The 12,025-nt window shown below is 43.8% G+C and carries 10 protein-coding genes; 9 read left to right on the top strand and 1 reads right to left on the bottom strand.

What is annotated here, in order from left to right:
- Positions 1 to 23: 23 nt before the first annotated feature.
- Entirely contained in the window at positions 24 to 947 is a 924-nt protein-coding gene (locus FB6_RS14655; RefSeq protein ID WP_174560653.1) for a LysR family transcriptional regulator, read from the bottom strand.
- Between the two features lie 268 nt (positions 948 to 1,215).
- Here FB6_RS14655 and FB6_RS14650 point away from each other — a divergent pair, with 268 nt between their 5' ends.
- The 9 genes from FB6_RS14650 (at position 1,216) to FB6_RS14610 (ending at position 11,808) form a co-directional block, all read left to right on the top strand.
- Positions 1,216 to 2,271, top strand: a complete 1,056-nt coding sequence (locus tag FB6_RS14650) for an aromatic ring-hydroxylating oxygenase subunit alpha (protein ID WP_174560652.1) — start codon at positions 1,216 to 1,218, stop codon at positions 2,269 to 2,271.
- 86 nt (positions 2,272 to 2,357) lie between these two features.
- A complete protein-coding gene (locus tag FB6_RS14645; RefSeq protein WP_174560651.1) occupies positions 2,358 to 2,843 on the top strand; it encodes a nucleoside deaminase in 486 nt (161 codons plus the stop codon).
- Positions 2,844 to 3,024: 181 nt separating this feature from the next.
- Positions 3,025 to 4,107, top strand: a complete 1,083-nt coding sequence (locus tag FB6_RS14640) for a BMP family ABC transporter substrate-binding protein (RefSeq protein ID WP_174560650.1) — start codon at positions 3,025 to 3,027, stop codon at positions 4,105 to 4,107.
- Between the two features lie 96 nt (positions 4,108 to 4,203).
- The gene (locus FB6_RS14635) at positions 4,204 to 5,190 is read left to right on the top strand and encodes an isopenicillin N synthase family dioxygenase (protein ID WP_174560649.1); all 987 of its coding nucleotides are present in this window, start codon (positions 4,204 to 4,206) and stop codon (positions 5,188 to 5,190) included.
- Positions 5,191 to 5,589: 399 nt separating this feature from the next.
- Entirely contained in the window at positions 5,590 to 6,690 is a 1,101-nt protein-coding gene (locus FB6_RS14630) for a BMP family ABC transporter substrate-binding protein (protein ID WP_174560648.1), read from the top strand.
- 63 nt (positions 6,691 to 6,753) lie between these two features.
- Positions 6,754 to 8,352 carry an ABC transporter ATP-binding protein gene (locus tag FB6_RS14625; protein ID WP_174560647.1) on the top strand — a complete coding sequence of 533 codons (1,599 nt, stop codon included), beginning with the start codon at positions 6,754 to 6,756 and terminating at the stop codon, positions 8,350 to 8,352.
- 19 nt (positions 8,353 to 8,371) lie between these two features.
- Positions 8,372 to 9,466 carry an ABC transporter permease gene (locus tag FB6_RS14620; protein ID WP_174560646.1) on the top strand — a complete coding sequence of 365 codons (1,095 nt, stop codon included), beginning with the start codon at positions 8,372 to 8,374 and terminating at the stop codon, positions 9,464 to 9,466.
- A gap of 27 nt (positions 9,467 to 9,493) precedes the next feature.
- A complete protein-coding gene (locus tag FB6_RS14615; protein WP_174560645.1) occupies positions 9,494 to 10,414 on the top strand; it encodes an ABC transporter permease in 921 nt (306 codons plus the stop codon).
- Positions 10,415 to 10,440: 26 nt separating this feature from the next.
- Entirely contained in the window at positions 10,441 to 11,808 is a 1,368-nt protein-coding gene (locus FB6_RS14610; RefSeq protein ID WP_174560644.1) for an amidohydrolase family protein, read from the top strand.
- Positions 11,809 to 12,025: the final 217 nt, after the last annotated feature.

Below are 12,025 nucleotides of genomic sequence, written 5' to 3'. Positions count from 1 at the left end.
TACCAACTGATATATTTCTAGGATTACAGTGCCGGAACTTGCAGCTTTAAAGCTTCCATCTGTTCACTAATGTGTTTAATCATTAACTGCGAGGCTCTGGAAACTTGACGTTTCGGTGCAACACAAAGTGCAATGGTCAGGGGATGCAGACCTTTTTCCAGAATTGGTTTAAACACCAGTTCCTTGCGTTCCAGATAAGGCAAAACATCCAGAAAGCTTAAAATACCAATGCCTAAATTTTTCTGAATCAGGGCATTCATCAGCCGGATATCATTGGATTCGGTTTTTCTAGCCGGAATAAATTGATGGTGCTTATAGAGGGCCTGCACATAATCATGAATAATCAGCGGTTCAGAGGGAATAAAATGATTGTCGCTTAAGGTATCGGAAAAATAGATTTTTTCAGCATTAACTAGAGGATGCGTGTTGCTCATGACAAAACCGACCGGCAATTCCAGAAAATGAATCACTTCCAGATGATGATGCGCTTTGGGATTGAGAATTAAACCAAAATCCAATTCGGCATCCATAATTTTTTTCGCAATAATTTCGCTGTCTGCCACCCGAATATTAAAATGAATCCAGGGATAGTTTTCATACATATACTGCATCGACTGCATGATAAAACCATCGCTTAAAGCCGAGATCAGACCAAATTCGATGGTGCCCCGATTCAGTCCCTGAATTTCATCAAAACGGATGCGGGTATGTTGAAATTCTTTTTGCCATTTCAGCAGGTCAGCATAGAGCAATTCACCGGCTAAAGTCAGCTTTAAGCCATTCGGCAAACGCTCAAACAAAATGATGCCCAACTCTTCTTCAGCCAGGGCGATTTGACGGTGTACCGCAGAAACAGAAATAAACAGCTGATCAGCTGCTTTGCGCAGACTTCCGGTTTTGGCGACCGCGATAAAATATTCGGAAAAACGTGAAAAAGGTGTATTCATAAAGGTACTGGGGGCAAATTTGCCGTATGGTCTTGCTTATAGTGCATCATGCTGCTGGCTATGCGAGTTCTATGCCAAAGTGGCCGTGATGATTTTTAAAAACCTTCAAATAAACCGAATGTGTTCTATTTTTTAGAATAAGAAGTACGAAACATTCTAATAGACAGAAAGCTAAAAAATCATTTAATTTCAATTACAAGTTAAAGCAAAAGGTCATTGTTTTTGACCTTGAAAAGCTTAGCCACGAAATTAAAGAAAAGGGTTTTATATGAACGCAATACCAGTACTCAATCTATTTACTCAACCCAATGGTAGTGCGTTTGATCCATCTGACTGGAATATTTTGGCGCAGCATTGGTATCCGGTTGCACGTATTCAGGACGTCAGTACCACACCACAACAAGTCATATTGCTGGATGTGAAAATGGCACTGTATAAAACTGAAAGCGGCCGCATTCATTTGGTGCGCGATATCTGTCCGCACCGTGGTGTACCACTGACCAAGGGCTGGGTACAAGGTGAAGAAATCGTCTGTCCTTATCATGGTTTACATTACAATGCCGAAGGTAAATGCTCAAAAATTCCGGCACAGCCAGAACTGACAAAAATCTCTGGGCGTTTCAGCCTAACCAAATTTCCTGTGGTGGAAAAATATGGCCTGATTTGGACCAGTTTATTTAGCCGTGATGAAAGCGAGGCGAATTTCCCGGTGCTGGAAACCTGGGAAGCTGAAGGTCATCAAGCCATTTTGCCACCATTCGTGGATATTGGTGGTTCTAGCGGTCGACAGCTGGAGGGTTTTATTGATGTTGCACACTTTGCCTGGGTGCATCATCAGGCATTTGCTGACCGTGAAAATCAGATGGTACCGAAATACCATACTGAACGCACAGACTACGGCTTAAAGAGCATCTACATTTCCAACGTCAGCAACTATCCGCATAGCGTGCAGTATCTGGAGCCAGAAGGCTTTATGTGGACCCGTGAGTTTGATGTGTATCCACCGTTTTCAGCAACATTGAAGGTGTATTTTCCCAATGATGGCATCCTTAAAATTTTAAATGCGTGTTGTCCGGTATCACACAATAAAACCCGCCTGTTTGTGCCACTGACCCGAAACTTTGATACCACCGGTGATTTACAGGCAGTGTACGATTTTAATGCGCAAATTTTTGCCGAAGACCAGGATATGGTTGAAAGTCAAAAACCGGAAGAGTTGCCGCTAGATATTAGTATGGAAGCCCATTTTGAAGCGGATCGATCCTCAACCACATATCGCCGCATATTGGCCGAGTGGGGATTATCTAAACGCTATATCGTTTAAATAGTTTTTAAAAAGCACTTTTATATTAAAGGTGCTTTTTTATTTTAAGGTCACTGTCCAATTTATATTAAAGAGCAGCACAAATCATGAATAGCCCGAGTCAAGCGCAGATCATTAAATTCCTGAAACTTTCCAATGATGTCGGCAAGCGTGCCATCAGCTTGGGACATCATCCTTTTGGTGCGGTTCTGGTTGCACCCGACCATGAAACTGTCCTTTTGACCCAATGTAATATGGATACCGTCAACCATGCCGAATCGACTCTGGCCCGTATTGCAGCCACAAACTATCCAGCTGAATATTTATGGCAATGTACCTTATATACTGCGGTAGAGCCTTGCTGTATGTGTTCTGGCACCATTTATTGGGCCAATATCGGCCGTGTTGTGTATGGCATGACCGAAGAAAAACTGTTGGAATGTACCGGTAACCATGATGAAAACCCAACCATGAGCGTTTCTTCTGCCTATGTATTTTCCCATTGCCAAAAAGAGGTGGAACTGATTGGTCCAGTGCCTGAACTGGAAGATGAAATAGCCGAATTGCAAAACAGCTTTTGGTCCAAAAGATAATTAATTTTTCACGCATCATTATTTTTTAAATCTATTTTAATCCAATAAAAAATTTTTAAATATTGAACGCTAAAAGATTCAGTTTTAATAAGTTGGAATATTAATTGCTTTGTTTCAACTGATTTTAAAAATCTTTTTAATAAATATTGGCTTTAAATACATATTAGGTGGAGTTGCATTGATGAATTTAAACAAGAAAACTTTGGCAAGTGCTTTTCTGGTTTTAGGCAGTTTAGCCATCCTGATTCCGAGTCAGTCTCAGGCCAAAGAAAAAGCGGCTTTTATCTATTTGGGGCCAACCAGTGACCACGGCTGGTCTTATTCTCATGAACAAGGTCGGGTGAAGGCAGAAAAAGCTTTGGCTGGTCAATATCAAACCACCTTTATTGAAAATGTCCCTGAAACTGCCGATGCAGAACGTGTGATTCGTAATCTGGCACAGCAGGGCAATAAGGTCATTTTTGGTACATCGTTTGGCTATATGAACGCGATGGAAAAAGTCGCCAAGCAGTTTCCAAATACCGTCTTTATGCATGCTACGGGCTACAAGCAGGCTAAAAACCTCGGGGTATATGAAACGCGTACCTATGAAGGTGCCTATATGCTGGGCGTGGTGGCGGGCCAAAAAACCAAGACCGATACCATTGGTGTCGTGGCCTCTTTTCCGATTCCTGAAGTGGTGCGTAACATCAATGCCTATACATTAGGCGCGCAAAGTGTCAATCCTAAAGTGAAAACCAAGGTAATCTGGGCAAATACCTGGTTTAATCCGGGCAAGGAGCGTGAAGCTGCCTTGGCGCTGATTGCACAAAAAGCTGATGTGTTGATGCAGAATACCGACTCGCCAGCAGTGGTACAGGCCGCACAGCAAAAGGGCGTTTATGCCTTTGGCTGGAACTCGGACATGAGCAAATTTGGGCCGAAGGCACATCTGGCGGCAGCTGTACTGCATTGGGAAAAAATTTATCAGCCGGTGATGAAACAGGTTGCGGCCAAAACCTGGAAAACTTCTGCCATTAAATATGGGGTCAAACAAGGCGCGGTGAACATTGAAAATTTTGGCCCATCGACAACACCTGAAATGAAAGCCAAAGCAATAGCCGTGCGTAATGCTCTGCAAAAAGGCAGCTTGCATCCATTCACCGGTCCTATCTATAAACAGGATGGCAGTTTGCTGGTGGCAAAAGGTAAATCCTTAACCGATGCAGATTTAGCCCAAACCAATTATTACGTCAAAGGTGTAGAAGGTGCATTTCCTAAATAAGATAGCTAAAGATTGACTTATAAACTTTTCATTTGATTTAAATTTTAACAGTGTGCTGGAAACAGCATACTATTTTGACAAAGGTGATATTGCCCGATGAGTATTCCAGTAATCGATTTAACCGGCGCTTTGGCTTCTGGATCTGAACAGGTCAATGATGTAGTACAGCTGCTGCGCCAAGCTGCAACCAGTTCAGGTTTCTTTTATGTCAAAAATCATGGCATTGACCTAAATTTAATTCAGCGTCAATTTGCGCTCTGCGAACAGATTTTTGACCTGCCTTTAAGCACCAAACTGAAATATGATCAAAGCCTGAATGCCAGCCATTTGGGTTTTGAGCAGTTGGCAGCACAAAAGTTGGATTACAACGCCAAGCCGGATATTAAAGAAGGTTTTTATTGCGGTAAAAGTTATCCGCATGACCATCCCTATGTTTTGGCCCGATATCAAGGCTATGGCATTAATCAGTGGCCAAGTGCCGAAGTCCCAGAAATGGAACAGTACTGTCAGGAATATATTGCGGCACTGAGCTTATTGGCCAAACGTATTATGCAGTTATTGGCTTTATCGCTGCAGCTGGATGAGCATTATTTTGATGAGTGTTGTCATGATCCCATGATGACCTTGAAAATGCTGCGCTATCCGCCTCATCCAGCCGATGCTGATGAAAACAGCTTTGGTGTAGGCGCGCATACCGATTGGGGCTCCATCACGATTCTGGCTCAAGATGACTGTGGTGGCCTGGAAGTTTGTCTGCCCGATGGAACTTGGATCACTGCACCACCTATTGAGGGTACTTTTGTGGTCAATTTAGGTGACCTAATTCCACGTTGGAGTAACGATTTGTTTAAATCCAACCCACATCGGGTACGCAATATGTATGCAGGCGGAAAATCGCGTTATTCCATTCCGTTCTTTTATGGTCCGAATTATATGACGCATATTGATGCATTGCCGGGTACAGTCCAAGTTACAGAAAGTTATCGCTACACACCATGCACCGCCGGTGAGCACATGGAAGAAATGTACAGGAAAGCCTATGATTTAAATGCAGATGAGCAAAAAGTCCTAGAAAAGGTTTAAATGCTGAAAAGCTTTCTCAGTGCTAAAAAAGCCCAACTTGAACAAGTTTGGGCTTTTTTTTATCAATATTTGAGGGTGAATATTTCGGCTGCGCTAAAAAAATGCATTTTTGCTGAATTAGCGCTGGTCTTTACTTTTTAGTCAAAACAGAAATAAAAAAAATGCTCAAAATAAAACAGTTAAAAATTATAAGTTTTTGTATTTTATAAATAAAAAATAATATTTTCGTTCTAAAAAACAGAACGAGGTGTATATGTTCTAATTTTTATCAACTTTGGAATAGAACTTGCTAATTAACAGAAAGTGAACAGAAAAATTAAACCGATGTTCAATTTTCCCATTTCTAATTCCTTGTTATTGCTTGAATTAGAAATACACCATTCGTAATGGAGCCGTTTCATGCAAAAAAAAATCAGCTTTAAATCACAGCTTAAAAAACTGGTACTGACCTTAAGTACTGCAACTGTTTTGGGGACATCTTTTATCAGTTTGGCGCATGCAGCTGACAAAGCGGCCTTTGTTTATATTGGCCCAACCAGTGATCATGGCTGGACCTATTCTCATGACCAAGGTCGTATCAAAACGCAAAAAGCTTTGGCTGGAAAATACACAACATCTTTTATTGAAAATGTCCCTGAAACTGCAGATGCCGAACGTGTGATCCGTAATCTGGCCCAGCAGGGCAATAAAGTGATTTTTGCCACTTCTTTTGGTTATATGAACCAGATGGAAAAAGTCGCTAAACAGTTCCCAAATACTGTATTCATGCATGCAACTGGCTATAAACAGGGTAAAAACCTTGGGGTATATGATGTACGTACCTATGAAGGTGCCTATATGTTAGGGGTGGTGGCTGGTCAAACCACTAAAACCAATACGCTAGGGGTTGTGGCATCTTTCCCGATTCCAGAAGTGGTGCGTAACATCAATGCCTATACCTTGGGCGCGCAAAGTGTTAATCCTAAAGTCAAAACCAAAGTGATCTGGGTCAATTCATGGTTTAACCCGGGGAAAGAACGTGATGCAGCTTTGGCGCTGATTTCACAAAAAGCTGATGTGCTGATGCAAAACACCGATTCACCGGCAGTCGTACAAGCAGCACAGCAAAAAGGGGTCTATGCCTTTGGCTGGGACTCGGACATGAGCAAATTTGGTCCTAAAGCACACTTGGCAGCTTCTGTTTTACATTGGGAAAAAATCTATACCCCAGTCTTACAGCAAGTGGCTCAAAAAACCTGGAAGCCAAGTGCAATGTGGTATGGCATTAAACAGGATGCAGTGAGAATTGAAAACTTTGGTCCTTCAGTTCCGTCCAAAGTGAAACAGTCTGCCTTAAATGTACAAACTGCCATTCACAAAGGTTCACTTCACCCATTCCAAGGGCCTTTATATAAACAAGATGGCAGCGTAGTGATTGCGAAAGGGAAAGTTTTGTCTGATGCAGAGCTGGGCAAAATGAACTATTACGTGAAAGGCGTAGACGGCGCATTACCTAAATAAGAACAGATGGCATGAATGAAATTTTCATTCATGCCTTTCTTTTTCATTTTTTCGAGCTTATCTATGAATGACTTATCTGATAACGCGACCCATATTGACTCAAAACAGGCTGCAGAACATGTCGTTCCACGTCTGGAGCTGGTCAATATTGGTAAAAGTTATAATTCGTTAAAAGCCAATGATCAGATTGATCTTAAAGTCCAGGCGGGGCAAATCCATGCCATCTTGGGTGAAAATGGGGCCGGTAAAAGTACCCTCATGAAAATTATTTATGGGGCGACACAGGCAGATCAGGGCCAGATCATCTGGAATGGCAAAGAGGTGAGCATCGAAAACCCGGCTGCTGCGCGCAAGCTTGGCATTGGGATGGTGTACCAACATTTTTCACTCTTTGAAACCTTGACCGTTGCAGAAAATATCCTGCTGGGGCTGGATGAAAAATACGACTTGCATCAGCTTAGTCAAAAAATTATTGAAGTTTCGGAACAATATGGTTTGCCGATTGATCCGCGCCGTGAAGTGTATTCGCTGTCTGTCGGTGAGCGGCAACGTGTCGAAATTATCCGCTGTCTGTTGCAACAACCTTCACTGATTATTTTGGATGAACCGACTTCGGTCTTGACTCCGCAAGCGGTGAAACAGCTGTTTAAAACCCTGAAGTTACTGGCTTCACAAGGGGTATCAATTCTCTATATCAGTCACAAATTACATGAAATTCAAGAACTCTGTGATGAAGCCACCATTTTAAGAAATGGTCGGGTCACCGGTCACGTCAAACCGAGTGAAAAAACCACCAGTGAATTGGCTCGTCTTATGATTGGACGTGAACTTCCAACCTATCAGCACTCGGCATTTTCAGGTGAACAAAGTGTCTTACTGCAAGTCAAGCAACTGCAATATGTATCTGATGATCCCTTTGGTGTGTCTTTAAGCAATATAGACCTGCAATTGAAAGCAGGAGAAATTACCGGTATTGCCGGGATTTCGGGCAATGGTCAGGCGGAATTGCTGGCATTGCTGTCTGGGGAAAAACTGACGGATCAGGGCGAAATCTTCTTTGAAGGACGAAATGTTTCCAGACTGTATGCGGGCGAGCGTCGTGATCTGGGCTTGGGTTTTGTTCCGGAAGAACGCTTGGGACGCGGTGCAGTTCCGAACATGAGCTTATCCCAAAATGCTTTCCTCACCGCTTTTCGTCAGGGTTTAAGCCGCTTTGGACTGATCAATTTTGAAAAGACCAAGGCCTTCGCCGTGCATTGCATTGAAAAGTTTAATGTCAAGGCAGCCGGCCCACAGGCAGAAGCACGCAGCTTGTCTGGCGGTAACTTGCAAAAATTTATTGTGGGCCGGGAAATTCTGCAAAACCCCAAAGTGCTGATCGTTTCACAGCCGACTTGGGGGGTAGACATTGGGGCATCCATGTTTATTCGTCAAACCCTGATCGATTTATCACGTCAGGGGGTGGCCATTCTGGTGATTTCCGAAGAGTTGGAAGAGCTTTTTGAAATTAGTGATCAGCTCTGTGTACTGGCCAGCGGCAAATTGTCTGAACCGATTGCCACCCATAGCACCAATGCTGAAGAAATCGGTTTATTAATGGCTGGAATCAAAAACAATGCTGCGACTCAGGCTGCAGCTGAAATCCAGCCAATTTCAGTTTAAGAGAAGAATAGGTGATTTGATGCATTTACTCGAACCTAGAGAACATCCTTCTCAACTTATGAAATGGCTGTCTCCCTTTATTGCGCTATTGGCCATGCTTTGTGTCGGTAGTCTGCTGTTTTTAATGTTGGGGGTCAATCCGCTACAGGCTTTGTATATTTTCTTTATCGAGCCGCTCAGCTCAGCTTATAACCTGAGTGAACTGCTGATTAAAGCCAGTCCATTAATTTTGATTGCCTTAGGTCTGGCAGTCGGTTTTCGTGCCAAATTATTCAATATTGGTGCCGAAGGACAGCTGACTATGGGCGCCATCTTTGGTGGCGGTATTGCAATCCTGTTTTTTGAACAGCTGGGCTGGTGGATTCTACCGCTGATGATCATTATGGGGGCCATTGGTGGAGCGATATGGGGGCTGATTCCCGCGCTGTTAAAGACCCATTTTAATGCCGAAGAAACTCTGACCACTTTGATGATGAACTATGTGGCATTTTTCCTGCTCATGTATTTGGTCAATGGGCCATGGCGTGATCCAGACGGCATGAATTTTCCGCAATCGGTGATGTTTAGTGAAAGTGCGGTTTTACCCTATGTGATTGAGGAAACTCGGGTCAATGCCTCTATTTTTCTGACCATGTTAGCTGTGGCTGTGTTCTGGATATTTATTCGTAAAAGTGTCAGCGCATATAGATTAGAAGTCAGTGGCCAAGCGCCTATGGCAGCCCAATATGCCGGTTTTTCTTCCAGAAAAGCCATCTGGTTCAGTTTGGGGATTTCAGGATTGATGGCGGGGATTGCCGGGATTTGTGAAGTCGCAGGTCCGATTGGTCAGCTGAATCCCAATATTTCTCCAGGCTATGGTTATGCCGCAATTATTGTGGCCTATTTGGGACGTTTAAATCCGATTGGCATCGTGTTGTCGGGCTTACTGATGGCGTTGATTTATCTGGGGGGTGAACTGGCACAAATGCAGTTACAACTTCCTGTGGCCATTACCGGTATTTTCCAGGGCTTATTACTATTTTTCTTGTTGGCCTCAGATGCGCTGATTGAAAATCGCTACCGTTTTGCCAAAAAGAAACAGCTACCCGCTGAAACTGTTCACCCAACGGCTTAATGCTGTAAATAAAAAGGATAACCAGAGATGAGTATAGAAATTACAGCGATTCTTGCCGGCACGGTGGCCGCAGCGACTCCCCTGATTTTTGCAGGTTTGGGGGAACTGGTGGCTGAACGTACAGGCGTGATTAATTTGGGCGTAGAAGGAATGATGCTGGTCGGTGCGATTGCCGGGTTTGCCTTTGCTTCGCAATATGAAGCCAGTGTCTTAACTGCTTTATTCATCGGCGCTTTGGCAGGCATGCTCATGGCCTTGATATTCGCCTTTTTTACCTTATCCCTGAGTACCAATCAGTCGGCCTGTGGTTTGGCACTGACCATTTTTGGTATCGGGATTTCAGCCTTCATCGGGCAGAACTATGTAAGTACCGCATTACCGGGATTACAAAATTTAAATATTCCCGGACTGGCTGATCTTCCTTTTATTGGTCCAATCTTGTTTCAGCAAAACTATGTGGTGTATTTGTCCATTCTGGCATTCACCGTGGTGTGGTGGGTATTGGCCAAAACCCGTTTGGGCTTATTGCTGAAAGCGGTCGGTGAGTCGCCAGAAAGTGCGCATGCCATGGGCTACAACGTTTTGGCCATCCGTTATGGCGCTGTGCTTTTTGGCGGTGCGATGGCGGGAGTTGGCGGAGCGTTTCTATCTACGGTATATACCCCAATGTGGATTGAAAACATGGTTGCCGGGCGTGGCTGGATTGCCATTGCTTTAGTGGTTTTTGCTGCATGGAAACCGACCCGTTTAATGCTGGGTGCCTATTTATTTGGTGGGGTCACCATTTTGCAATTCCATGCCCAAGCACTTGGACTGAACATCCCGAATGAATTTTTATCGGCATTACCATATATCGCAACGATTCTGGTTCTGGTGATGATTTCACGTGATAAAAAACTACTGAAACTAAATTTGCCTGCTTCACTGGGTAAGACTTTTAGCCCTTAAGCAGACCAAGCAAAGGAAATATTGCAATGAAAATCATGACTGCAGATTATGTCCTGACCATGAATTCGGCACTGGACTGTATTCGCCATGGGGCTATTTTAATTGAGGGTGCATATATCAAGCAGGTGGGCACGCTGGAAGAATTAACCCGTCAATACCCGCATGTAGAAGTGAACCGATATGCCAACAGTTTACTGATGCCAGGTTTAATCAACACCCACTGTCATTCAGGACTGCTGCGCGGAACGGCCGAAGGTTTGCCTGTCTGGGACTGGTTACAGCAGTTCATTGACCCGATGCACCGTGTTCTAAGCCCGGACGATGCCAAAATGGCTTCTTATCTTTGCTATGCCGAAGCGCTACTTTCAGGCACCACGACCATCGTGGATATGTGGCGCTATATGGATGGCAGTGCAGAAGCAGCAGAGCAACTGAGCATCCGAGCGGTACTGGTGCCTTATGTGGCAGAACATCCTGATCACAACTATTTTGAAACCTTAAATAGCAATGAAGCCCTGATTCAAAAATGGCATCAAGGTGCAGCTGGAAGAATTAATGTCTGGGTCGGTTTGGAACATCTGTTTTATGCCGAAGAAAAGGCGTTGGCCCGTATTCAGAAACTCTGTCAGGATTATCAGACCGGTTTTCACACCCATAGCAATGAAAGCCAGTTCGATGTTGAAGAAAACTTTAGACGTTATGGCATGCGTCCGATTCAGACGCTAGAACGTTTAGGCATGTTTGATGTGCCAAAATGTCTGTTGGCGCACTGCGTCTGGGCCAATTCAGACGAGATTGAAATTCTTAAGCATTATGATGTAGGCGTTGCTCATAACCCCATCTCCAATATGAAACTGGCTTCAGGTGCAGCACCCATTACCGAAATGCTGCGTCAGGGCATTGCAGTGGGATTAGGTACAGATGGTGAAAAAGAAAATAACAATCTGGATATGTTTGAGGAAATGAAAACTGCATCCTTATTGGCCAAATTTTCCAATTTAGATGCCGCAGCACTGGATTCATGGTCGGTCTGTCAAATGGCGACCCTGACCGGTGCCAAAGCACTGGGTATGCAGCAGCAGATTGGCTCGCTTGAAGCAGGTAAGCTGGCTGATATCATTGCCGTTGATATGGCGACGCCAAGAATGACGCCGTTGATCGATCAAGGTCGCTTAATGAACTTACATACCAATCTGGTTCATGCGGTACAAGGCCAAGATGTGCATATGACCATGGTCAATGGCCAAGTGGTGGTTGAAAACCGCAAACTGGTGAATGCAGATTTGCAGGCTTTGATTGATCAGGTCAATCAGGCGGCACCTGCGTTATTCAAGCGTCGTGACAAGTGGCTGTCGGAGCAGGGAACTGCGGTTAACGAATTGCAGCGTTCATAGCTTTAGAAACAATAATGGGTCATTCAGGGTTTGAATGAGAAATCTTTAAAATAAGACTTCATTTATAAATCATTTTTTAATCACTACAAGTGATTTATAAAGCTGAAACAAATAATAGATTTATCCGGTATTGGATTCATGAGTGTGGCATGGATGCCACACGTTTCTCATCCCTTGCGCTGCATTTTAAAGCAGTGCTTAAAACTGGCTCAGGACG

This window comes from Acinetobacter bouvetii, assembly GCF_902753875.1.
Taxonomy (GTDB): Bacteria; Pseudomonadota; Gammaproteobacteria; order Pseudomonadales; family Moraxellaceae; genus Acinetobacter; species Acinetobacter bouvetii_A.
Note: the sequence above shows the minus strand (reverse complement) of the source record. Positions and strands in the feature narration are given on the sequence as shown.